The 25,630-nt window shown below is 41.0% G+C and carries 17 protein-coding genes and 1 tRNA gene; 1 reads left to right on the plus strand and 17 read right to left on the minus strand.

What is annotated here, in order from left to right:
• From PLK24_RS00450 to PLK24_RS00485, 8 genes are all read right to left on the minus strand, one after another.
• The coding region (locus tag PLK24_RS00450) for an ABC transporter ATP-binding protein (protein WP_324475704.1) at nt 1-443 on the minus strand (443 nt) is incomplete at its 3' end.
• Nucleotides 444-646: 203 nt separating this feature from the next.
• Nucleotides 647-1,555 (minus strand): DNA-binding protein WhiA, encoded by a 909-nt coding sequence (gene whiA / locus PLK24_RS00455; RefSeq protein WP_324475705.1) that lies wholly within the window; start codon nt 1,553-1,555, stop codon nt 647-649.
• Complete coding sequence (gene uvrC, locus PLK24_RS00460) at nt 1,552-3,411, minus strand: excinuclease ABC subunit UvrC (RefSeq protein ID WP_324475706.1); 1,860 nt, start codon at nt 3,409-3,411, stop codon at nt 1,552-1,554. The genes whiA and uvrC overlap by 4 nt, the downstream gene beginning before the upstream one ends.
• A complete protein-coding gene (uvrA, locus tag PLK24_RS00465; protein ID WP_433872960.1) occupies nt 3,383-6,184 on the minus strand; it encodes an excinuclease ABC subunit UvrA in 2,802 nt (933 codons plus the stop codon). The genes uvrC and uvrA overlap by 29 nt, the downstream gene beginning before the upstream one ends.
• 46 nt (nt 6,185-6,230) lie before the next feature.
• A complete protein-coding gene (uvrB, locus tag PLK24_RS00470) occupies nt 6,231-8,291 on the minus strand; it encodes an excinuclease ABC subunit UvrB (RefSeq protein ID WP_349770627.1) in 2,061 nt (686 codons plus the stop codon).
• A gap of 4 nt (nt 8,292-8,295) precedes the next feature.
• A complete protein-coding gene (coaE, locus tag PLK24_RS00475; RefSeq protein ID WP_324475709.1) occupies nt 8,296-8,931 on the minus strand; it encodes a dephospho-CoA kinase in 636 nt (211 codons plus the stop codon).
• 12 nt (nt 8,932-8,943) lie between these two features.
• Nucleotides 8,944-10,368 carry a glycogen synthase gene (locus tag PLK24_RS00480; RefSeq protein WP_324475710.1) on the minus strand — a complete coding sequence of 475 codons (1,425 nt, stop codon included), beginning with the start codon at nt 10,366-10,368 and terminating at the stop codon, nt 8,944-8,946.
• Nucleotides 10,369-10,414: 46 nt separating this feature from the next.
• A complete protein-coding gene (locus PLK24_RS00485; protein WP_324475711.1) occupies nt 10,415-11,353 on the minus strand; it encodes a 5'-3' exonuclease in 939 nt (312 codons plus the stop codon).
• Between the two features lie 73 nt (nt 11,354-11,426).
• On the opposite strand from PLK24_RS00485, the gene PLK24_RS00490 reads away from it, so the two are divergent.
• A tRNA-Leu gene (locus PLK24_RS00490) sits at nt 11,427-11,513 on the plus strand.
• A gap of 16 nt (nt 11,514-11,529) precedes the next feature.
• Here the strand turns inward: PLK24_RS00490 and PLK24_RS00495 are convergent.
• The 9 genes from PLK24_RS00495 to PLK24_RS00535 form a co-directional block, all read right to left on the minus strand.
• Nucleotides 11,530-12,384 (minus strand): tetratricopeptide repeat protein, encoded by an 855-nt coding sequence (locus PLK24_RS00495; RefSeq protein WP_324475712.1) that lies wholly within the window; start codon nt 12,382-12,384, stop codon nt 11,530-11,532.
• 12 nt (nt 12,385-12,396) lie between these two features.
• Nucleotides 12,397-15,828, minus strand: coding sequence for a DNA polymerase III subunit alpha (locus PLK24_RS00500; protein WP_324475713.1), 3,432 nt, complete (start codon nt 15,826-15,828; stop codon nt 12,397-12,399).
• A gap of 4 nt (nt 15,829-15,832) precedes the next feature.
• Complete coding sequence (gatB, locus tag PLK24_RS00505; protein ID WP_324475714.1) at nt 15,833-17,281, minus strand: Asp-tRNA(Asn)/Glu-tRNA(Gln) amidotransferase subunit GatB; 1,449 nt, start codon at nt 17,279-17,281, stop codon at nt 15,833-15,835.
• The gene (gatA, locus tag PLK24_RS00510; RefSeq protein ID WP_324475715.1) at nt 17,281-18,774 is read right to left on the minus strand and encodes an Asp-tRNA(Asn)/Glu-tRNA(Gln) amidotransferase subunit GatA; all 1,494 of its coding nucleotides are present in this window, start codon (nt 18,772-18,774) and stop codon (nt 17,281-17,283) included. Before gatA ends, gatB begins: the two co-directional genes overlap by 1 nt.
• Before the next feature lies 1 nt (nt 18,775).
• The gene (gene gatC / locus PLK24_RS00515; protein WP_349770626.1) at nt 18,776-19,090 is read right to left on the minus strand and encodes an Asp-tRNA(Asn)/Glu-tRNA(Gln) amidotransferase subunit GatC; all 315 of its coding nucleotides are present in this window, start codon (nt 19,088-19,090) and stop codon (nt 18,776-18,778) included.
• A 110-nt stretch (nt 19,091-19,200) separates the two neighbouring features.
• Complete coding sequence (gene ligA, locus PLK24_RS00520) at nt 19,201-21,222, minus strand: NAD-dependent DNA ligase LigA (protein WP_324475717.1); 2,022 nt, start codon at nt 21,220-21,222, stop codon at nt 19,201-19,203.
• An 18-nt stretch (nt 21,223-21,240) separates the two neighbouring features.
• Complete coding sequence (locus PLK24_RS00525) at nt 21,241-22,530, minus strand: adenylosuccinate synthase (protein ID WP_324475718.1); 1,290 nt, start codon at nt 22,528-22,530, stop codon at nt 21,241-21,243.
• A gap of 51 nt (nt 22,531-22,581) precedes the next feature.
• On the minus strand, nt 22,582-24,117 hold the full coding sequence (gene guaA / locus PLK24_RS00530; protein WP_324475719.1) for a glutamine-hydrolyzing GMP synthase: 1,536 nt from the start codon (nt 24,115-24,117) through the stop codon (nt 22,582-22,584).
• Nucleotides 24,117-25,283, minus strand: a complete 1,167-nt coding sequence (locus PLK24_RS00535) for a GuaB3 family IMP dehydrogenase-related protein (protein ID WP_324475720.1) — start codon at nt 25,281-25,283, stop codon at nt 24,117-24,119. The genes guaA and PLK24_RS00535 overlap by 1 nt, the downstream gene beginning before the upstream one ends.
• Nucleotides 25,284-25,630 lie beyond the last annotated feature (347 nt).

Raw genomic sequence — 25,630 nt, forward strand, 5'->3', positions numbered from 1 at the left:
ATAGCTCGACCAACAGCAACACGCTGTCTTTGACCACCGGAGAGTTGTTTTGGTTTTCTCTGGAGGAGCTCTTGAATCCCAAGAATTTCGGCTGCGTCTTTGACTCGTTGGTCGATGTCACTTTTTGGAAATTTGCGAAGCTTTAAGCCGAAAGCCATGTTGTTGTAAACATCCATGTGAGGATATAAGGCATAGTTTTGGAATACCATTGCGATGTCACGATCTTTGGGAGGGACATCGTTCACCAAGGTATCTCCAATGTAAATTTCTCCAGCATCGATTTCTTCCAAACCGGCGATCATACGGAGCGTGGTTGTTTTCCCGCAACCAGAAGGACCAACCAATACAACAAATTCCTGATCTTTGATTTCAAGATTAACTTTGTTAACTGCAAGAACATCTCCAAACTTTTTTACAATATCTTTTAAAATAACATTTGCCATCTATATTCCTCCTTCAAATCTTAATAGGGGAGGCCTTTTTAAACCAGATTTCGAAAAAGGCCGACATGAAACCCAACGGGAATTACGTTGGATTTCAAAAAAACCAAATTTCTCGTAAAATAGGAATCTTATCACTACTATATTTTATCGTAATAAAATTTATAGTGTTAAAATATTAATCTAACCACTATAGATATTTTATGTCAAGTCAGGTTTTCTGTAAACCCTTTTTGGTCGGCAATTTTTTCAATTTTATTTAATCGGCGGTGAACCTCTGATTTGGAAAGAGGTGGATTACAAAGGTCACCAATTTCACGTAATGAAGAACAAGGATTTTCTAAACGTAATCTGGCAATTTCTTGAAGATGGAAAGGTAAGTCATCAAAATCAAGAACTTGTATCTTTTTTCTTTGCCGCGATGAAGATGCGACAATTTTGTTTAAATTAGCAGTTTCGTAATTAACCCAGCGGGTAATTTCATTAATTGTTGATTTTTCTACCATAATTTTTTCCATTTCGAGGTAACTTTGATGGGCTCCCAGGAAACGAATAAAATCAGCTATTAATTGAGAATTTTTTAAATAGAGATTAATATCTCCTTTAACCGTACGGGAGCGAAAATCAAACTGGAGATTGTGAAGATATTTTAGAATGTAATGAGCAAGTTTTTCCGAATTGAACTGTATTTCCAAGTGATATCCCCTCATGGGATTGCTTATATATCCCCGTGATTCAAAAACTCCTCTTAAAAAATGTGCTGCTAACTTCTGATTTAAATAGTTGCTTAGGATGTTAACATCATGAAAACCAAATTGATCGAGCATGATATTGGTAACGCTAAAATCGAAACAGTAAAATATACCTCCTGGAATTCCCCTTCTCTCTTGGACACTAATTGTATGGGAAGAATGAGGGAAAAGGCTTTTTTTATGGGTGACACATTTTTTAATCAAAGCTGGATGGCGGCTGGAGAAAAGTAAAAGAAGCTCGTGGGAATGTTTTTTTATCACTGCACCAGTTCTAATCAATCCAATAAATTCACTCATGACTTCATCTTTATTCTGTGGTTGAATGGTAAATAGCTCGGTTTTTAAGCTTTCTTGAAAGTTCATGAAGAAGTGATTCCCTCTTTTCCGGCAAGCATATTTTTTTGGCTGATTTTTTTTTGGATTTTAATAATACTTTGGGAGGGTATTTTTAGTTGACGGGATAATTCTTGGGGAGAATAATTTAAAATTTGGGTCAGATTGTCAAAAGCTGAAAGGACGACCTGTTTCCGTTGAGGACCAATTCCCGGTATATCGTCCAAAAGGGAGGAAAACATTTTTTTATTTCTTCTCACCCGATGAAAGGTGATAACAAATCGATGCACTTCATTGCGAATTCTTTGGAGGAACTGGAGAGAAGAATTTTCGGGTGGAAGACGGAGCGAAATACTTTTTCCAGGAAAGAAAATTTCTTCATTTTCTTTTGCTAAAGAAAGAACAGGAATAGTTAAGGAAAATTTCTGTAAAACTTTGAGTGCGCTATTCAATTGGCCGATACCCCCATCAATAACCAAAAGGTTGGGTAACTCGGTTTGGTTCTGAATTAATTTATTGAAATGTCGGGTAAGAGTTTCTTCAATCATAGCAAAATCATCGGGATGATCGGCTTCTCGGATGATATATTTCCGATACCTTTTCTTTAGTGGTAAGCCATCGAAAAAAGCAACGACAGCCCCTACCGATTCATCACCCTGAAAGGTTGAAATATCTACTCCTTCAATCAGACGAGGTAAGGCAGGAAGTGAAAGAAGGTTCTTTAATTCATGGAGTAGGTGTTGATGATCCAGATTTTGGCGAAGGGCTTTAATTTTTTCTAATTGAAGATTTTTTTGGGCGTTTTCTTGGGCAAAATGGAGAAGATCGAGCTCGGATGTATTGCGAGGTAATTCAATGATGCTTGAGTAACCCTTTTCTTTAATTCTTTCCTGGAGATTACGATTATAATCAAATTGGACACAAATTTTTGTTGGTGGGTTGAAGTGATCAAGATAAAAATTTTCAATAAATTCATTTAATATATAGTTCCGATCAGCGTTTTCCTCTCCTTGAGCATGGAAATTTTCGATTCCAATCAACCTTCCTTTTCTCACCTTAACGACAACTAAACTGGCCAGATTGGATTCATTTTCCAATTCAATAAAGTCAACATCAGAACTGTCAGGAAGGACTAGCCGGTATCGCCCAATAATTTTAAGGAGACAGTCGAGACGATCTCGGAATTGAATCGCCTTTTCAAAATCCTGCCGATCGGCGGCTTTCCACATTTCTTCCTCTAACCAGTTGGTAACCTCCAAATAATCTCCTTCTAAAAATGACCGAGCTTTTTTTACTTTATCTTGATACTCTGAAGGGCTGCCTTTCCAAACGCAAGGAGCACAACATAATTTCAATTCGTAGTCAAGACAAGAGCGTTTCAAAGGAAAACGAGATTCAGGAATTGAACAACCGCGAAGAAGAAAGATTTGTCGGAGAATTTTCAGCCCATCACGAGCTTTTTTTGAATTGGTATACGGTCCATAAAAATATCCTGGTTTTGCCGTTTTGCGTCGGGCTATTTTAACCGCTGGAAAATCACCTCGAGCATCGAAATGAATATAGGGATAACTTTTATCGTCTTTCATCCGGATGTTATAGTGAGGTTGGTAGGTTTTAATCAGCTCTTCTTCAAGAAGAAGAGCTTCGGCTTCATCTCTGGTGAGGATGAACTGAATAGTGGTAATTTCTTCAGCCATGTCTCGCTTGAGAGGAGATGCAGAGTCACCCTGTAAGTGATTTCGAACCCGGTTTTGGATATTAATGGCTTTCCCAATATAAATAATTTGGTGATTTTGATTACAGAGAATATATACACCACAGCTGGTTGGTAATTCCTGAAGGGAATTTCGAGTGGTTTCAGACCTGACAAAATTCTTTTCGCTCAATCTTTAATACCTCCCTAAGGTAAAAACCAGTATACGAAGCAGGATTGGAGGCGACTTCTTCTGGAGTTCCTTCAGCAACTAGCTGACCTCCCTGGTCTCCACCTTCTGGTCCCAAATCGACCAAATAATCGCAACATTTAATGACATCCATATTGTGCTCGATGATCAAGATACTATTTCCCCGTCGGCGTAATTCCAAAAGAACGTCGAGTAGTTTTTCGACATCGGCAAAATGAAGACCAGTAGTCGGTTCATCGAGAAGATAAAGAGTTCTTCCGGTGGCAATCTTACTCAGCTCTTTGGTTAGCTTAATGCGCTGAGCTTCTCCACCTGAGAGTGTGGTTGCCGATTGTCCCAGTTTGATATACCCAAGTCCGACTCGCTGAAGAACAGCTAATTTCCGGCGTACAACTGGAATATTTTCAAAAAAGACCGCTGCTTCATCAACACTCATATCGAGTATTTCGGCAATATTTTTTCCCTTAAAGGTTACATCCAAAGTTTCTCGAGCATATCGCTTTCCTTTACAATATTCACAGGTTACAAAAACATCGGGAAGAAAATGCATCTCAAATTTAATAACACCATTTCCCTGACAAGCTTCACAACGACCACCCTTCACATTAAAACTGAAGCGTCCTGGTCGATAACCACGGGCTTTGGATTCGGGGAGTTGGGCAAAGAGATTCCGAATTTCAGTAAAAATTCCGGTATAGGTAGCAGGATTGGAACGGGGGGTTCTCCCAATCGGGGATTGGTCAATAACGATCACCTTGTCGATAGATTCAATACCTTCAATGGTATCGTGATCACCTGGTTCGGCAAGGGAATGATAAAAAATCCGAGAAAGAGATCGATAAAGCACGTCTTCCATGAGAGTGCTTTTTCCCGAACCCGATACACCAGTGAGTCCCACCATGACCCCTAAAGGAATTTTCACATCAATATTTTTTAAATTATTGGCTCGAGCACCACGAATAACTAACCATTCTTGGGGATTTTTTCTCTCCAAGGGAATTGGTATTTCCTTTTTCCCGCTAAGGTATTGTCCGGTAAGACTCTTTTGGTTACACATTATTTCCACTGGGGTTCCAATTGCGATTACTTCTCCCCCCTTTTCTCCAGCTCCTGGCCCCATATCGATTAAATAATCAGAATTTTTCATGGTTTCAGCGTCATGTTCAACGACAATGACTGTATTTCCCAAGTCCCGTAATCTTTTTAAAGTTTGAATCAGCTTCTGGTTGTCGCGGGGATGAAGACCAATGGTTGGTTCATCGAGAACATAAAGTACCCCAACCAAACCTGAACCAATTTGGGTAGCCAGCCGAATACGCTGAGATTCTCCTCCGGAGAGCGTCATGGCCGAACGGCTGAGGGTGAGATAACTTAAACCAACTTCCACCAAAAAGTGAAGCCGGGCTTGAATTTCTCTTAGTAAAGTGGCAGCAATAAGCTCATCTTGTTTTGAGAGTTTTAGTGTAATAAAGAAGTTTTCCAAATCACCTATAGTATATCGAGAAAGATCGCCAATTGATTGATTTTGAATTTTTACCGAAAGACTTTCGGGACGAAGTCGATTGCCCTGACAAGACGGGCAAGTTCGTGTCGCCATAAAACGGGCTACCTCATCCATTTCCCACCAGCTTTCGGCAGCCTTCATGCGCTTCTCTAAATAACTGATTATTCCATCTCCATCTTCGTCTCCATAAAGGATTAATTGTCGATCATTTTCGGATAAATTTTGAAAGGGAACTTTAAAAGCAATGCCTTTATCCCGAAGGAAACGCTTGATTTTGTTCATGGAGTAATGATTTTCGTCATATCTGTTCCAGGGGATTATGGCTCCTTGGTCTAAAGATTTAGACCAGTCAGGGATGACCAAACCGGGGTCGATGAAATTTAAAATTCCAAGGCCACTACAATCGGGACAGGCTCCATAAGGATTGTTAAAGGAAAACATTCGAGGGGTTACCTCAGGAAAACTTATTCCGCAATCGGGACAGGCAAAATGTTCACTAAATATTCGCTCTTCCATTTGCATACCATCAGCTACCAACCCAATTTTAACCAGTCCTTTTCCATAACGAAGGGCAATTTCGATTGAATCGGCGAGTCGGCGTTGTTCTTCGGAACTGGTGGTGAGTCGATCAACCACCAGGTCAATGTTATGTTTTTTATTTCGATCCAAATTCAAGGAATCCCAATCTTCCAATTCAATTAATTCTCCATCTACCAAGGACCGAGCAAATCCATTTTTCAGCATGTCGTTGAGGAGTTTTTTATATTCTCCTTTTCGTCCTCGAACCAATGGAGCAAGAATTACAATGCGGGTTCCATCAGGGTAAGAAAGGATTTCATCAACGATTTGCTGGATAGTCTGACGGGCTATGGGTTTTCCACACTGAGGACAAAATACTTTTCCACAACGACTGAAAAGAACTCTCATATAATCGTAGATTTCAGTTACGGTACCGACCGTTGACCGTGGATTGTGAGAGGAAGCCTTTTGATTAATGGCAATAGCTGGCGATAATCCTTCGATTAAATCGACATCCGGTTTTTCCATTTTTTCCAAAAATTGCCGAGCATAGGATGAAAGGGATTCTAAATAACGACGCTGTCCTTCAGCGAATATGGTATCGAACGCCAGTGAGGACTTTCCTGATCCACTCAATCCAGTTATAACCACCAGTTTATGGTGGGGGATTTCAATATCGATATTTTTTAAATTATGTTCACGTGCACCCTTAATCAGCAAAGAATTTATCAATACAATCACCTTTTGGCTTCAGTTTAGTCTTTTTCGTTGATTTCGTTCAATTTGAATGAGATTTACCACTTATCCGAGAGGCAGTTTTTTGTTGATTGCGGATATTTTTTTGATCGGTTTGGAAAACGGTTTTTTTTATTCGTATCAACTCATCACGAATCAACGCTGCTTTTTCAAATTCAAGATTTTTTGCAGCCTTTTTCATTTCCTGGGTAAGCTTTTCAATGAGGTCTTCTTCAGCTACTCGATCAGTTTCTAACTGATCGAGCTGGTAAAGGGTATTTTCGGCTTCTGGAGAGAGCCCAACCATTTCCGGGATCAAGGTCCGTACTTCTTTAATTATCGATTCCGGAGTGATGTGATGAGTCCGATTGTATTCTAATTGGGTTTTTCTTCTCCTTTCGGTTTCCTGCATCGCTCTTTCCAAGGATCCAGTCAGTCGATCAGCATAGAGAATTGCCCGACCTTTTATGTTCCGAGCTGCTCTCCCAATGGTTTGAATCAATGAGACCTCCGATCGAAGAAATCCTTCTTTATCGGCGTCGAGAACAGCTACTAAAGCAACTTCGGGTAGATCCAGTCCCTCTCGTAGAAGATTGATACCCACTAAAACATCGAACTCTCCTGCACGTAAATCTCGAATGATTCGAGCTCTTTCGATGGTTTCAATTTCGGAATGGAGATATCGCACTTTGATTCCCAAATTGAAAAGGTAGTCACTGAGGTCTTCAGCACTCCTTTTGGTTAAGGTCGTTACCAAAACTCTCTCTCCGGATTGAATGACTGGTTTGATTTCTTGATAAAGGTCCTCAACTTGGCCAGTTGCCGGACGAACTATAATTTCAGGATCAATCAATCCAGTAGGACGAATTAACTGTTCAACAATTAGATCGCTTTTTTGGTATTCGTAAGTTCCTGGCGTTGCCGAAACATAAATAACGTATCCTAATTTTGCCTCAAATTCTTCAAAAGAAAGTGGACGATTGTCAAAACAAGAAGGAAGACGAAAGCCAAAGTCAACCAAGGCTTTTTTTCGAGACCGGTCACCGGCTAACATTCCGTGGATTTGAGGAATGGCAACATGAGATTCGTCAATGAATAATAGAAAATCTCGAGGAAAATAATCGATAAGTGTATAAGGTGGTTCCCCGGGTCTTCTTCCATCTAAGTGGCGGGAATAATTTTCAATTCCTGAACAGTAGAAGGTTTCTCTCAGCATTTCCAAGTCATAACGGGTTCTTCTTTCTAAACGGTCAGCTTCAACCAGTTTTCCTTGGGAAAGAAAACTCTTGAGCTGATCCTGTAATTCCAGTTCGATATTTCTCAAGGCTAAATCGAATTGGTCCCGGTCGACAAGATAATGTTTAGCCGGATAAACGAAAATCTCTGACAGTTTATTTAAAGTTTTTCCACTCACCGGCTCAAAAATTTTTATACATTCGACTTGGTTCCCCCAAAATTCAAAACGCAGAGCTGATTCACTATAGGCTGGATAAACCTCTATAGTATCCCCTTTCATTCGAAAGCAACCGGAAATAAACTCGATTTCATTCCTTTCGTAAAGCAAGTCAACCAAGCGATGGGCAAATTCATCTCGATTCCAGGTATCATTCACCCTGACAGGGAAGATTCTCTTACGATATTCCTCCGGGGAACCGATGCCGTAAATACAGGACACCGAAGCGACTACCACGACATCATTCCGTTCCATAAGAGCACTGGTGGCTGATAATCGAAGCCGATCGATTTGCTCATTAATAGATGCATCTTTTTCGATGTAAAGATCCTGTGCAGGAACGTAAGCTTCTGGTTGATAATAATCGTAATAACTCACAAAGTATTCTACGGCATTATTGGGGAAAAAAGCTTTCATTTCACTATAAAGCTGTGCTGCTAATGTCTTGTTTGGTGAGATAATAAGGGTTGGCCGTTGGTAATGTTCGATTACATTGGCCATAGTGAAAGTTTTTCCCGATCCGGTAACACCTAATAAAGTTTGAAACCGGCACTGGTTTGAAATACCTTTATTGAGATTTTCTATAGCCGTTGGTTGATCTCCCTGAGGCTGATAATCGGAAACTAATTGAAAGCGTCCTTTGGTTGGCACAATATCACCCGGTTTTCCGATCGGATTGGATAAGTTTTTCAATGGGAAGCTGACAGACAAAATTTATTTTTTGCTGAAGGTCTTCAGGTGTAGCACTATTCTCGATGATAATATGAGATCTTCGTCGTAAACAGGAAATAAATTTCTGACTTTTCATTCGAGAGCGGATGTCATCAGGAGACAATCCTTTTTGGGAAAGACGGACTGATCTTTGCTCCTCGGGTGCTTCAACAAAAATTAAACAATCAACCAAGGGAATGAGTCCGGCCTCAAATAATATAGCACCATCGATAACAATCATAGCCGAGGGAGGTTGGTGAAGAATAATTTTTTTTATTTCGTTTTTAAAAATGGGATGACTAATACGATTGAGCAGAAAAAGCAACCTCCAGCTTTTAAAAATCACTCTTCCCAGCTTTTTTCGCTGCAACTCTCCCTTTTGGTTTAAAAATCCTGAACCAAAAGCAAGAACCACTGCTTTCCATAACCGCCTTCCCTTTTGAGAGAGGTCATGAGATAAACGATCGAGGTCAATTATCATTGCGTTATGAGTACTAAATGAATGCGCTACCGACGATTTTCCTGAGCCGGTTGCTCCGCCAACTCCGATTATAGGAACCGATCTTTTTATTTTAATCATACGTAAATTTTATTAACCCAAATAAATGTTGAGATATTCCTGAACCGGGATTTTCCAGGAAAAATCAGAATCCATAGCATTTTTGACCATGACTTTCCAAAGTTCAGGAGTATCATTATACCAGTTTAGTGCCCGCTCGAGGGTAAAAATAAATTCATCGGGACGATAATTATCAAATTGAAACCCATTGTTTAAAACTGGATTAAATCGGTAATCAATCACGGTATCAATGAGTCCACCGGTTTTTCTTACTACTGGGATGGTTCCATATCTCATAGCAATCATCTGACTGATTCCACAAGGTTCAAAGCGAGAAGGCATTGCCAGCATATCCGATGCCCCATAAGCAAATCGGGCTAAACTATTGTTGAAGGCCATTTCGACATGAAGGTTGGGATATTTTTTGGCATACTCGGTTAAGGAATTTTCATAAGCGGCTTCTCCAACTCCCAGGAAAAACCAGCAAAGGGGGAGATTAAAGAACTTGTCTGGATCGTTCAGAATGAGATCTAACCCCTTTTGTTCAACTAATCGAGAAATAAAAGAAATCAAAGGGAATAAGGCATCCTTTTCTTTCAAGTCCGGGAAATACTGCTGGTAAAAAGCCAGTTTATTTTGTTTTTTTATTTCTAATTGACCGTTTGTATAAGGATAGGGAAGATTTTTGTCGGTTGCTGGATTAAAAAGATCGGTATCAATTCCATTGACAATACCGATGATCGGTTTTCTTAGCCCAATAGCTCTTATTAGCCCATCTAATCCCTCGCCACCCTCTGGCGTAGCTATTTCTCGAGCATAACTAGGGCTCACAGTGGTGATGACATCGGAGAAGACCAAACCGGCTTTTAAAAGATTTAAGTTACCGTAGAATTCTAAGTAATCATGAGTAAAAAAGTGACCAGGTAAATTGACAATTTTAAAAAGTTCACTACTTCCGATGCCTTGATAGGCTAAATTATGGATGGTGAAGATAACTTTTTTCGGTTTTTTCCGATAGGATGGCCAATACATTTTGGTGTAAGCACAGAGTAAAGCACTTTCCCAATCGTGACAATGAAGAATGAAGGCTTCCTTTTGAGTTCTAACAATATACTCAAACACTGCTCGAGAGAAAAAAATGAAGCGCTTCAGATCATCGCCAAAACCATACATTTTTTCCCGGTTAAAATAATCTTCACCTGCAACCGCTATGATTTGTAAGTTTTTCTCGTTCCGGGTGAGGTAGGAAGCCTTCAACATGCTCTCTCCAAAGGAAAAGGTGATATCTTGTTCCGGATTAAACTGAAATTCACTAAGAAGTGACGAATAGGCGGGTAAAAAAAGCTTTATTGAAAAATCATTATTCGGGAGGTATTTGGTGAGCGCTCCAACCACATCACCCATTCCTCCGCTTTTAGCAAAGGGATACGCTTCGCTGGATACCATGATGATGTCCATTCATTGTCCTCCTGTTCCCCTCAATTGATTAAAAATTGGGTTTAAATTATAACTCCTCCCCTCTTTTTTTTGGGTTATTAGAAAAAAAAGGGAGAGTTTTTTGATAAATCTCATTTCTTTTTTTCATCAGTCTTTCCTTAAACCTAACCAATCCTAATTCGTCTAACAAGGTAAATAAAGATTTCCATTGGACCTGCTGAAAATTCCAAGACTGAAAATTGATATCGAGTGGTATGGTATCGATAATGGTAACCAACTGGAGGCTGAGTTCAACTTGTTCAATAAATTCCTGAATAGCTTTTTGGATTCGCACTGGAAGCTCGTCATGATGGCGCAGAATTCCCTGCCAATTGTGGTACCGTTTTAAAAGATCAAGAGCGGTTTTCTCTCCAATACCGGGAAGTCCGGGAATATTATCGGAGGGATCACCCGTCAAAGCTATAAAATCGATTATCTGCTGAGGAGTTAATCCATACTGATCTATTAAAGTATTTTTATCAATTATTTTTAATTGAGTTACACCCTTTACTGGTTGAAGAAGAATAGTTTTTTCATTCACTAACTGCAACAAATCGAGATCTGATGAAACCATAGCGGTGGTGAATTGTTCTGGAATCTGGTGACGAAGACTTCCGATTATATCGTCACCTTCAAATCCAGGAACTTCGATCCACTTCAAGCTAAAAGAATCAATTAAATCCTTGACTAACTGAACTTGGGGTATTAACTCATCCGGCATTGGTTTCCGCTGGGCTTTGTATTCTTCGGTTAGCTGATGGCGAAAAGTTTTTTGAGGATGATCGAAAGTAGTAATCAGGGAGAAGGGGTTAAAATCCTCAATTAACCGAAGTAACATATTCCCAAATCCCAAAACTGCACCAGTTGGCTTACCTTGAGATGAGGTAAACCGTGGCATGGCATAAAAAGCCCTATAAATTAGCGAGCTTCCATCTAATAATAGTATTAAATTTTTTGAGGTTTCCATGATTCACCCTTTTTTGTTCGAATAGAAACAGGTTGACAAAAGCATTGAATTGACTATAATTTCTACAACGAGGGCCGAAGTGGCGGAATCGGCAGACGCACTAGACTCAAAATCTAGCGAGCTCCGGCTCGTGCGGGTTCAACTCCCGCCTTCGGCACCAACCATTTCTCTCGGAATCATTCAATATCGGTATCTATATAAAATCTTGGATTAGAACCATCTTGATTCCGGTTGTCTGCAGGCCCACTTTCAACACCACTTGCCGTCACTTTGATTTCTATTTGAGACGTATTGACGGATTCTTCAACTGTTACTCCAGCTTGTTGGGCTAAGATGCTTTGATACAAGGTTTCTACTTTTTTCTGCAGGGCATTGTTTTGACCATAATAGTTCGTAACATCTTTGATCAGCTGAAAGACTAGCTCCGAATCTTCGGGTGGACTGATAGCGGCTAAATCTAAGGCTTTTTGGTAACTAATATCAGCTTGGTCAGAAAGTAAACCACTGATCTGAGATCCTATCCAACGGAATAAACGAGCAGATAAAAAAGCTGAGATAAAGTCGTTTTGTCTCGCAATTGCTAACCCATAGGGGATGATAGTATCCCATGGTTGATCCCGATAATTTTCCGGAGAACCATTCTGATAGAGAAAAACATTTTCTAAGTTTTGCCTTACTTGGTTGCTGATTCGAACCTGAGATGCCACATAGGATCGCCATTTTTTAAATGCTTCCCAATGACCGGGTTGATTTTGGAGAATTATCTTCCACTCATTCATTGCCTGGGGAAATTCTTCCATCATCTCATAGGTTTTTCCCAACCAGTAACGAGCATCCCAATAATCAGGTTTGATTTGAATAGCCTGTTGATAGGATTCTTTCGCTTTCTCAAAGTTGTTTTGGGAGAAATAAATATAGCCATTTTTATAAAAAGTTTCTGCATCTTGAGAATAAGCAAATTGCTCCGAAGAAAGAACACCGATGAGCAACAAAAGCAACAGTACCAAGCAAAACCATCTCCGATAGGTCATCACCATATCACCTCATCCAGCCAACCAAACTCTCTTTTTTTGAACACCTTCCAAAATATTAAACAGGGCTTGTTCGAGTTCTTGATTCCAACTCACTCGAAATTGTTCACCCATTTCAATCGCCCATCGTTCCTGGTTACCAATCATATGCAGAATCACTGGTTGTGTCCCATTATGTCTTTGAAGACAATCTTTTAAGCTATAGAAAACCGATAAAGGATCATCGGGATTGGATATTTCTATGTGTACTGGTCTTTCATTTTGTTTTATTTTTTCCAGATCTAATATTTTTTCAACAATGACTTTATTAACCCCGGAATCCAATACATCTACTCTTCCCTCTAAACAGAGAACATTCTCTTTTTCAAGAATATTTTGAAGCTTTTCGGCAATTTTTGGGAAAAAGATGGTTTCTAATGTTCCGGTTTCATCTTCAAGGGTTACAAAGTACATATCTTTTCCAGTTTTGGTGGTGATTCTTCTGGATTCAACGATGGCTCCCATAATCCGAACCGCAGCTTTTTCCTTCATCATTTGAACTTGTTCAAAGGGAATGACATTTAAAAATGTGTAGGAGGCAAGAGCATTTCTAACTGGATGATCACTGATATAAAGGCCGATTATTTCTTTTTCCATGGCGAGCAGGTCTCGAGTTCGAAATTCTGAGACTTCCTTGAGGGTAAGTGTTTCTTGCATGATCGGTTTCAAATCGCCAAAAAGTGTAGCCTGTTGAGGTTGATTTCTTTTTTTTCGTTTGGCATAAAAATGGATAATTTCTTCTAAGGAGCTGAAGAGTTGATTTCGATTGTGATGAAGACTGTCGAAAGCTCCGGCTTTGATGAGGCTTTCGACAACCCGTTTGTTAATTACTCTTTGATCGACCCGTTCCATAAAGTCGAATATATTTTGAAAACGAGCTTCTTTTCTCCGAGTTAAAATTTCGTTCACGGCGTTTTCGCCAACATTCTTAATCGCTGCCAGTCCAAATCGGATTTTCTTTTCCCCAACTACGGTAAAATTGGCTAAACTCTCGTTGACATCAGGTGGAAGTATTTTGATGGATAGTCGGCGAGCTTCCATAATAAATTTAGCAATTTTATCAGTATCTTCCTGAATACTGGTAAGGCAAGCGGTGAGATACTCGGTGGGATAATGGGCTTTGAGATAGGCAGTTTGATAGGATATAAAAGCATAAGCGGCACTATGTGACTTGTTAAAACCATATCCAGCAAAATATTCTATAAGGTCAAAAATCTCGGCAGCGGTTTTGGGGTCGTGACCTTTTTCTTTGGCTCCCTGGATAAACCGGTCTCTTTGTTGCTCCATAACGTCGGCTTTTTTCTTTCCCATGGCTCGACGGAGAATATCGGCCTGACCCAGGGTAAAACCTGCTAGTTCACTGGCAATTTTCATGACCTGCTCCTGGTAGAGAATGACACCATAGGTTTCTTTCAAGATCTCTTCCAAACTTGGGTGAGGATAAGTTACTTTAACCTTCCCATGTTTTCTTTTAATGAAATCATCAATCATTCCACTTCCCAATGGCCCAGGTCGATAGAGGGCTAAAAGCGCCGTCAATTCTTCAATCACAGTGGGGTGGAATCTTTTTAGAAGTTCCTTCATACCAGAGCTTTCCAGTTGGAATACTCCGGTTGTTTCTCCCCGCCCTAATAATTCATAGGTTTCTTGGTCATCAAGAGCAATGGTATCCAGATTAATTTCTTTTTGAGCGGTTTTTTTAATTATATTTAAAGTTCGTTCAATGACGGTAAGGGTTCTTAAACCTAAAAAATCCATCTTGAGCAAACCCAACTCACCTAAAGTGTCCATATCGAATTGGGTAACGATTTCATTGTTGCTCATTTTTTGGAGAGGAACATACTCGGTAAGGGGTTTATGGGAAATTACTACTCCGGCAGCATGCATCGAAGCGTGGCGACAGAGCCCTTCAATTCTTTGGGCGATTTCTAAAAGTTGGGCAACGTTTGAATCATTTTTAACCAGTTTTTTTAATTCAGTGTTGGTATCGATTGCCCTTTCAAGAGTCACACCCGGCGCTCCTGGAATGAGCTTGGCGATTTTATCAACCTCTCCATAGCTCCAGCCCAAAGCCCGACCCACATCACGAACCGCCCCTCGAGCCATCATGCGGCCAAAGGTAATGATTTGAGCAACATGGGTGTGTCCATATTTATTGGAAACGTAGTCAATGACCTCTCCCCTTCTTTCAAAGCAAAAGTCGATATCAATATCAGGCATACTAATTCGTTCTGGATTCAGAAAACGTTCGAATAAAAGCCCATAACGAAGGGGATCAATATTGGTTATTCCAAGAGAATAGGAAACTAAACTACCAGCCGCTGATCCTCTTCCCGGTCCAACCATGATTCCCTTCTCTCGAGAATATTTGACAAAGTCCCATACAATCAAAAAATAAGCATCATAACCCATATTATTAATAACGGTTAATTCATATTCTAATTGGTTTCTGACTTTTTCAGGGGGTGGATCTCCATAACGATGTTGAAGCCCCTCAAGGCAAAGATGTCGGAGGTATCCAGGAACATCAAATCCCTCAGGAACGGAAAATTCCGGTAGGAGAACCTGGCCCAACTCCAATTTTACCTCACACGATTCGGCAATCCTTTGGGTATTCTCAATCGCTTCAGGAACTGAGGAAAAGTCCCGGATCATTTCTTCCGGAGTTTTAAGAAAGAACTCTTGAGTGGGGAAACGGAGTCTTTTTGGGTCATTGAGATTGGTAGCGGTTTGAATAGCCAAAATAATCTCATGGACTCGGGCGTCCTCCTGGTTGAGATAATGAGAATCGTTGGTTGCTACAAATGGGATATTGAGTTTTTTTCCAATTTGAATCAAAGCCTGATTAACCTGAGTTTGTTCGGGAATTTTATTTTCTTGCAGCTCTAAATAAAAAGAATCACTTCCGAAAAGTTCACGGTATTCAGCTGCTAAATTTTCAGCCTCTTTTTGCTTCCCAGCTAAAATGAGCGAGGGAATTTCCCCGGCTAAACAGGCGCTGAGAGCGATGAGGCCTTCCGAGTGCTCTTGTAACAAAGCCCGATCGATACGGGGTTTATAATAAAATCCTTCAAGAAACCCTAAACTCACCAGCTTAACCAGATTCTGATATCCGGTTTGATTGCGAGCCAGTAAAACTAAATGAAAAGCATTTTCTTCACCCTTAGTTATAGTTTTCTCAAAACGACTGCCGGGGGCAATATAAGCTTCACATCCAATTATCGGTTTGATGCCGGCATTCTGAGCTTGCTTATAAAAATCGATGACTCCATACATCACACCATGGTCGGTGATAGCTATCGATTCCATACCGGTTTCTCGTGCTTTTTGGAGAAGTTCTTGAATGCGAATCGATCCATCCAATAAGCTGTATTCGGTATGGAGATGAAGGTGAGTAAAGTTCATTTGGTTATCCCTCGGCCGATAATTCTTTATTGAGGATGCTTTTTACTAGATCGGGATTAGCTTGCCCTCGAGTGGTTTTCATGACTTGACCAATAAGAAAATGAAAGGCTTTTTCTTTTCCACCTAAAAAATCAGCAACACTTTGTGGATTTTGTTCGATGACTTGACGAACAATTTTTTCAATTTCTTTTTCACTGTTAATTTGAGAAATTCCCTTCTTTGCCATGATTTCTTTAGCTCGACCCCCGGTTTGAAACATCTCTTCCAGGATAGTTTTGGCAATGGTCCCGCTGATTTCTTTTTTATCAATCATCTTGAGTAATTCCATAAAAGATGAAGGAGTAATCTTGCTTTGCTTAATATCTATATCAAGAGCATTCAGATTTTTTAGGACTTCAGTTATGGTCCAATTGGCAATAAATTTTGGTTTATTTAATTCCTGTATACAAATTTCAAAGAAATCGGCCAACGATTTATCTTGAACCAGAACATTGGCGTCTTGCTCAGTAAGTTCAAAATCAATCATAAATCTTTCCTTTCGTTCTAAGGGGAGTTCCGGAAGTGATGATTCGATTTGTTGAATAACTTCTTCCTGAACTAGATAAGGGAGAAGATCGGGATCGGGAAAGTAACGGTAATCTTCCGCATCTTCTTTCCCCCGGGAAGAAACAGTTACTTCATTGATTTCATCCCAATGACGAGTTTCTTGCGGAACACAATTCCCCTCTTCTAAACATCTTTTTTGCCGATCAATTTCATATTCCAATGCCCGGAATACCGAACGGAAAGAATTCATATTTTTAACCTCGACCTTGGCTCCCATTTGATCGGGATGGGATGAAATGGATATATTGGCATCACATCGTAATGATCCTTCCTCCATATTCCCATCGCTGACTTCGATGAATCGCACCAAATCCCGAAGAGCGATTAAACTATCCCGGGCTTCTTCGGAGTGATGAAGGTCGGGTTCGGTGACTATTTCAACCAGAGGGATACCGCAACGGTTAAAGTCTACACCTGAACTGTTTTCAGGAAGATTGATTCCTTCATGGATGAGTTTTCCGGCATCTTCTTCAATATGGACTCGTTTAATCCGAACCTGTTTTTTTTCACCCTGGGTTAAAAACTCAAAGTAACCATTAACACCAATAGGAAGGTCATATTGAGAGATTTGATACCCCTTGGGAAGATCGGGATAAAAGTAGTTTTTTCGGTGAAAAACTACCTTCGGTAGCAACTGACAGTGAAGTGAAGAAGCTGTTCGAATGGCCAGTTGCATGGCGTAGTGATTCATAACTGGTAATGAACCTGGAAGCCCCAAACAAACTGGACATACCAAGCTGTTCGGTGGTTTGCCGATGTAATCGGTTCCGCATTGGCAAAAGAGTTTTGCCTGGGTGAGAAGCTGACAGTGAACTTCTAAACCTATGGTAATATGCCAAGCACTCATCAAAGCACCTCCTTTTTGGAATGAATCGAACCAATATCGGGAGGTGAAATCGAGAGAATTTTTTCTAAAAAGGAAGCAAAACTAAATATTTTTCCTTCCTGAAAAGGTGCTCCTAAGATCTGCAATCCTATGGGAAGATGTTGGTGATACCCACAATTAAGCGAAAGAGCCGGAATGCCCGCCATAGCTGAAGGAATGGTAAAAACATCAGTTAAGTACATTTGATAGGGATCATGGCTCTTTTCTCCAAACTTAAAAGGCATACTGGGTGTTGTTGGAGTGAGAAGGATGTCGCATTTCTCAAAACTCTCTTCAAAGTCCTTTTTTACCAAAGTACGAACCTGCATTCCTTTGAGGTAGAATTCATCGTAATATCCTGAACTTAAACAATAGGTACCTAAAATAATCCGGCGAAGTACTTCTTTACCAAAGCCGGTGGTTCTGGTTCGAGTATAGAGGTCTTGAAGATTGAGGGGATGATGGCACCGATAACCATAAGCAATACCATCATAGCGGGCTAAATTGGAAGAAGCTTCAGCTGGGGCTACGATATAATAGGCTTCCAAAGCGTAATCGGTATGAGGGAGTGAAACCTCTACCACTTCGAATCCTTCCTTGGCGAGAATGTTGAGGACTTCTTGAATTCGCTGGGTAATAGAGGGATCTATTCCAGTGGAGAAATATTCCTTGGCAACTCCCACCTTCATTTTTTTAATCTCATCCTCGGGAAGGCAATCGGATGAAGAGAAAGGAGGATAAGGAGCACAGGTCGAATCCCGGTCGTCTTGACCACTGATCACTGAAAAAAGTGCCCGACTATCTTGGACGCTACGAGTGAGGGTTCCAATTTGGTCAAGGGAAGAAGCGAAACTAATTAACCCATAACGTGAGACTCGACCATAAGTGGGACGCAGTCCCACAATTCCACAGAAAGCCGCTGGTTGACGGACTGATCCACCAGTGTCAGAACCCAGCGCCAATGGTGCTTCAAGAGCAGCCACACTTGCCGCTGATCCCCCGCTGGAACCGCCGGGTACTCGATTGGGATCGAAAGGATTTCTGGTTGGCCCAAAACCGCTATTTTCAGTTGAAGAACCCATGGCGAATTCGTCCATGTTGGTTTTTCCTAAAAAAATACCGCCCGCTTTTTTTATTTTTTCAATAACGGTCGCATCAAAAGGTGAATGGTAATTACTGAGAATTCTCGATCCACAAGTAGTCGGCAATCCTTGGATGCAAATGTTGTCTTTAATGGCTATGGGAATACCATAGAGAGGAGGAAATTCAGCTTCTCCGAATTTTTTTTCTTCCAACTCCCGAGCCCGTTGCAGGGCACCGGTTTCATCAATCGTCAAAAATGCTCGGAGGGAAGGGTCAAGAAGATGAATACGATCCAGAAAGAGTTGGGTGATTTCAGTCGGGGAGATTTCTTCATTCTTATAAGCATTCTGATAGTCTTCAACAGTAAAATTTTTAACAGTATCGATATTCATTTTATTCCTCCTGTTTGTCAACCACTTTTGGCACAATAAAATATTGATCGATGACGGCTGGTGCCTGGGAAAATAGCTCTTCTCCTCCCATCCATTCTCGAGGCTCGTCGGGATTAGATGGTGGTTGGCTCCAGGAGATGTGTGAAGTGGGTGAAACCTCCTTGAGTTCAAGACGATTCAATTTATCAAAATGTGAAAGGATATCATTGATTTCTAAGAAAAACTGTTCCAAATCGATATCGGGAATGGACAGCTTGGCAAGAGCAACGACTTTTTTTATTTCCGACAATGAAATTGTCTCTGGCAATCGACCCACTCCTTTCCTGCGGGGGGTATATTCTGTTATCAATAACTGTATTCAATTCTTTGATGAATCTGATGTTGTCATACAATACCATACTATTATAGTGAAAAGCTTTCCTCTTTTCAAAAATCCGATTGGATTTTCTCCTCGAACTCCGATTCAGTTAAAAGAGGAATGTTCTTTTTTATCGCTTGTTGGAGTTTTGAACCAGGTTGTTCTCCCACTATTAGATAATTAACCTGGGAAGAAATGGCTTTAGCAACTTTTCCTCCTCGGGAAACGACCAGATCCTCAGCTTCTTTTCGAGTAAAATGACTGAGAGTTCCGGTAAAAAGAAATGTTTTTTCCTGAAAAAATTCTTGGGGTTTTACCGATTTTTCCTTTTTTTTCTGGATAGGATGGACACCGAGGGCTTTTAATTCCTTGAGCAAAGTCAGATTCTCAGGAATAGAAAAGAAATTGAGTATTGATTGAGAGACTTTAGGACCGATTCCATCTATGATTAGAAATTGATCCTCTGATGCTTCGATAATCTGTTCTAAAGAAGAGAAATGATTGGTGAGAATCTGGGCAACATGGGAGCCAACAAAAGGAATTCCCAGAGCATAGATAAATCGAGCTAATTCTTTTCTTTTTGACCGATCAATGGCTTGAATCAGATTACCTGCTGACTTAGGTCCCATTCGCTCCAAATCAATTAATTCCTCGATATTTAAGCGATAGAGATCGGAAAGGGTTTGAACTAAACTGGTCTCAATAAGTTGGTTGACTAATTTTTCCCCCAGCCCTTCAATATCCATAGCGTCCCGTGAAGCCCAATGAATAATTTTCTCCTTCCGCTGAGCTGGACAATTTAGGTTGACACATTTCCAAGCGGCCTCTCCGACTTCTCTTTTTACTGGAGCATGACACGCTGGACAGGTTGAGGGCATTTGAAAAATAATTTCCGAACCGGTTCTTTGTTCTGAAATAACCCGAACCACTTCGGGGATGACATCTCCGGCTCGACCAACCAAAACCCAATCGCCAATCCGGACATCTTTCCTCTTCATTTCGTCTTCATTATGAAGAGTAGCTCGCTTTACTATAACTCCACCGATATTAACTGGTTCTAATAAAGCAACTGGAGTAAGTGTTCCCGTCCGCCCTACGTTAACTTCAATGTCGAGGACTCTGGTTAGCTCGGTTGTTGCTTCGAATTTGTACGCAATTGCCCAACGGGGACTCTTGCTGGTTGTTCCTAAACGGCTCCGATCGGTAAGGAAATTGAGTTTAATGACCAATCCATCGATTTCATATTCTAATTGCTTTCGCTCACTTTCCCACTTGCGATGGATATGAATGGCTTCTTCTATGGAGGATACCAATTGAATGTGGGGATTAACTTTGAATCCCAATTTTTTTAAATAGGTTAGAAGTTCCCATTGGGTGGTAGGTGAATAGCTGCTTTCAATCAAAGTTGCTCCATAAGCAAACAATTGAAGTTCCCGGGTAGCTGTCACTCGTGGGTCAAGCTGACGAAGTGAACCAGCAGCGGCATTACGAGGATTGGCAAAGGGAGGTTCGCTTTTAGCAGTTCTTTCTTGGTTGAGACGGTTAAAAGCGTTTTTTCCCATAAATATTTCACCCTGGACTTCAATAACCTCGGGAATTTTGTCACCCAATAAGCGAAGAGGGATGGTTTTAATGGTCCGAATGTTAGGAGTTACATCTTCACCGGTAGTTCCATCTCCCCGGGTAGCTCCATGAGTAAGAATCCCTTCTTCATACCTGAGATTGATTGCCAAACCATCAATTTTTAATTCAACCACATATTCAACTTGGTTTTGTTTCAGAAGTCTTTGGAGCCGTTGATCGAATTCACGAACATCATCTTCTAAAACAGCATTATTAAGACTCAGGAGCGGTTGAGAATGCAGGAAAGGTGGGAAACCATCCTGAGGTTTACCGGCAACCCGTTGTGTAGGTGAATCGGGGGTTAGATATTCAGGATGGATCTTTTCCAATTCCTGTAGTTTTCTCATTAAGGCATCATATTCATCATCAGTAACCGTTGGTTGATTAATAATATAATACCGATAGTCGTGTTGGCGTATTATTTCTCTTAGTTTTTTAATTTCTTGACGGATGGTGTTGCTTTCCATACTTGGAAAACCACCTTTTTAAAAGATTTCTTTCCGGACAATGGTGGAACTTCGATCTTGACCAACCGAGAGAATTGCCACTGGGATTTCTATAAAATCTTCTATAAGTTCAATGTAATCATGGGTAGCCCGGGGAAGGTCATTATAAAACTGGATTTTTGAGATGTCGCTCTCCCACCCTTCCAATTCTTGATAAACCGGTTGAGCGATTTCCCAGTCGAAAGGATCAGTTGGAAGTTCCGAAGTTACTTGGTTACCAATACGGTAATGAGTACAAAAGAAAATTTTCGAAAAGCCACCTAAGACGTCAAGTTTGGTTATTACCAGAGAGGTCAGGGCATTAATCCGAGTTGCATACTTGAGCACCACTCCATCCAACCAACCACAGCGCCTTGGCCGACCAGTGGTGGATCCGTACTCTCCTCCTTGTTCACGCAGAGTTTCACCGGTTTGATCGAGACATTCGGTGGGGAAAGGTCCTTCTCCTACTCGAGAAGTATAGGCTTTGCAGATTCCAACCGACTGGATATTAGAAAGGGGACCTAAGCTGGCTCCTAGCAATGAGCCGGCAGCTACTGGGTGGGAGGAGGTAACGTAAGGATAGGTTCCATGATCTAAATCCAACATTGTGCCCTGGGCTCCTTCAACAACCAGATTCTGATGGGAAGCAAGAGCATCGTAAATAATAGGTAAAGTATTGACGATATACGGTTTTAATTGATCAGAATATTTTTCAAATTGTTCAAAAACTTCTTTGAAAGAAAGTGGAGGTTTCTGAAAAACCTTTTCCAGAATGGCATTTTTATAATTTAAAACCAGTTGGAGCTTTTTTTTAAAGGTATCCAGGTTTAAAAGGTCGACAGCTCGAATTCCCCATCGGGCAACTTTATCCTCATAGGCAGGACCGATTCCTCGACCGGTAGTCCCGATTCGGGAACTTTGACGAAAAGATTCCTGGAGCTGATCGAATAAACGATGATAAGGCATGACCAGGTGGGCTTTTTCACTAATGAACAGTCTTGACAGTGATTCTTCCCATCCATTATCACGCAGGAATTGAATTTCTTGCAGAAGATCGGCGGGGTCAATGACCATACCATCTCCTAAAATGCATTTTATCCCAGGATGAAGAATGCCTGATGGTATAAGATGAAAGACGTATTTTTTAGCTTCAACGACGACAGTGTGTCCGGCATTGCTCCCTCCTTGAGCTCGAATGACCATATTGGCTTTTTGGCTGATAAAATCTACCATTTTTCCTTTTCCCTCGTCACCCCAATGGGTGCCGGAGATGATTGCGAGAGGCATGAATATTCCTCCTCTTTATTTTTCCTATATTATTTATATGTTATTGAATTTCTATTCCCATTCAATAGTTGCTGGTGGCTTAGAAGTAATATCAAAAACCATCCGCCCAATACCAGCAACTTTATTCACTACTCGGCGGGCGATAATGTCTAAGGTTTCATAGGAGATTTTTGCCCAATCGGCAGTCATTCCATCTTCGCTCATGACGGCACGAAGAACACCAACATACTTATAAGTTCTTTCATCCCCCATGATTCCTACACTTCGAACTGGAACCAACACTCCGAAAGATTGCCATAGTTTTTTGAAAATTGGGGAATTTTTCAACTCTTGATAGATGATGTAATCCATATCCCGTAAAATTTCCAGTCGGTTTTCGGTCACTTCACCAATAATTCTGACTGCAAGACCCGGACCTGGAAACGGCTGTCGCCAAACAATCTCATCAGGAATGCCTAATTCTAATGCTAATTGTCGAACTTCATCCTTAAAAAGGAATCGCAAAGGTTCGATTACCCGAAGGTGCATCAGTTCAGGAAGCCCGCCAACATTATGGTGGCTTTTGATTTTCACCGATGGCCCGCAAACCGAGATACTTTCTATAACATCAGGATAAGTAGTGCCCTGGAGTAAGCAAGTGGCATCACCTAAATTTCGGGCTTCTTCTTCAAAAACTTCGATAAATACCCGGCCGATGATTTTTCTTTTTTGTTCTGGGTCGACGACACCCTGGAGTTCATTTAAAAAACGGTCTTTGGCATCGACGGCAATAACCCGTCCCTTCCCTAATAAGGCTTCCATATTTCGGAGAACGTGTTCTGGCTCACCCTTTCTCATCAAACCGTTATTCACAAAGATACAGCTCAGCTGGTCACCGATCGCTCGATAAGTCAAAACTGCTGCAGTCACTGAATCAACTCCACCACTTAAAGCACAGATTACTTTTTCCTTTTGAGCAGTATTACGGAGCCATTGTATTTGTTGTTTAATGATTGATTCTGCAGTCCAATCCGAGGAACAACCACAGACGTTAAAAATGAAGTTGGATAAAATCTCTTTTCCTAAGGGTGTATGAGACACTTCAGGGTGAAACTGAATTCCCCAAATTCTTCTCTGATCGTCAACAATGGCAGCATAATCACAGGTTTCGGTTCGAGCAATACATTGAAATTGTGGTGGGATTTCTTTAACGCTATCACCGTGGCTCATCCAGCAAACCATTTCATTTCCAAAACCTTCAAAAATACCTCTTTTTTCCAAAATTGTCAGGAGAGCTTTTCCATATTCCCGAGTTTGAGATTGGACCACCTTGCCACCTAAGGTTTTCACTAAAAGATGAAGACCGTAACATATCCCCAATAGTGGTTTATTGGATTTGAGAATCATCTCTTCCAGCTGAGGAGCACGAGGATCAGCAACGCTATAGGGACTTCCTGAGAGAATGATCCCTTTGATATCGGAACTATTCAAATCGCATTCTTTCAAGTGATAAGGCCAGATCTCACAATAAACCTGATACTCTCTGATTCTTCGGGCAATAAGCTGGGTATATTGGGAACCAAAATCTAAAATAACGATTTTGTCCATTATGACCTCCCCATGCCGACTCCCTGAATTTTCTGAAGAAATTTTCCTTCAGTCCAAATGCTCGGAGATATATCGATAGGGACTTGCTGCATTTCTTTGATGTTTTGAGCACCTAGAGAACCCATTGAGCCTCTCAAGGCACCAATAAAATTCATCGTTCCGTCGGTGACATGACTAGGTCCAAGTAAAATTTCTTTTAAGGTTCCTTTAATGCCAACATTAACCAACGTGCCGCGGGGAAGATTGGGGTCAGGGGTTGCCATTCCCCAGTGATGACCTTGGCCAGGAGCTTCCTGCGCCGAGGCTAAAGGAGAACCAAGCATGACGGCGTCAGCACCGCTGGCAATTGCTTTGGCAACGTCACCACCAACTCTCATTCCTCCATCGGTAATGACTGTAACATACCGACCGGTTTCTTTCCAATAGTCATAGCGGGCAGCAGCAGCATCAATCGTGGCCGTAATTTGAGGAATACCTATTCCCAATACAGCACGGGTAGTACAGGCAGCACCTGGCCCGATACCCACCAGAATTCCTGAAGCACCAGCTTTCATTAATTCAAGAGCTACTTCATAGGTTGCACAATTCCCGACGATCACCGGTATGGGAAGGTCCTGGCAAAAGCTTTTTAAATCGAAAGCAGCACTGCGAGAAGATAAAAATTCCCGAGTGGTGACTGTGGACTGGATGACCAAGATATCAAGTCCTGCTTCGATGGCAGCAATACCTAAGGTTTGAGCTCGAGAAGGAGTAACTGATGCGGCGGTAAGAACACCCTGGGATTTAATTTGCTCGATTCGTTCTTTTATCAGTGATTTTTGAATTGGTTCTTGATAAGTTTTTTGCAAGTAACTAGTGATTTCTTCTCGTGATTTTTGAATAAACGTGGAAATCAAGGGGTAGGGATCTTGATAACGACAGAAAATACCCTCCAGATTGAGAACTCCCATGGCACCCAATTTTCCCATAGTTACAGCCATAATCGGATCAATTACTCCGTCCATGGCTGCTCCAAGTATGGGGAGGTTGAGATGCCTATTCCCAATTGAGATGCTCAGGTCAATATCTAGCGGGTCAATGGTTCGAAGTCCAGGAACCAAGGAAATTTCATCAAACCCGTAAGTCATTCGAGCCATTCGGTATTTTCCTAATGACACTTCATGCATGGGTTTCACCTTCCTCCGTTCATCTCAGCAGTATTAAAAACCAAGTATAGATTCACAAATCTATTACAATTGAATAAATACGTTTAACGCTTTTCTTTACCCCTCTTTGAGATAAGATATCAGCTACTGAGTAGGTATAAATAAGTAGGATACAACTCCTCTCCAATTTGAAAGGGGGGAAACACCAGGGGGCACCCCAACTCAAAAGAACATTTTGAAGTTGTTTGATAATGGAAAGAGTATTCAAATATCCCCCTCCTTGAAGGGGTATCCTTTCGTTATTATCAAAATAACACACTTGAATTAATTATAAAAGAACTATCCGAGTTTTCCAGTGACCCTTGCAG

It is taken from the genome of Atribacter sp. (assembly GCF_035418125.1).
GTDB classification, from domain to species: domain Bacteria; phylum Atribacterota; class Atribacteria; order Atribacterales; family Atribacteraceae; genus Atribacter; species Atribacter allofermentans.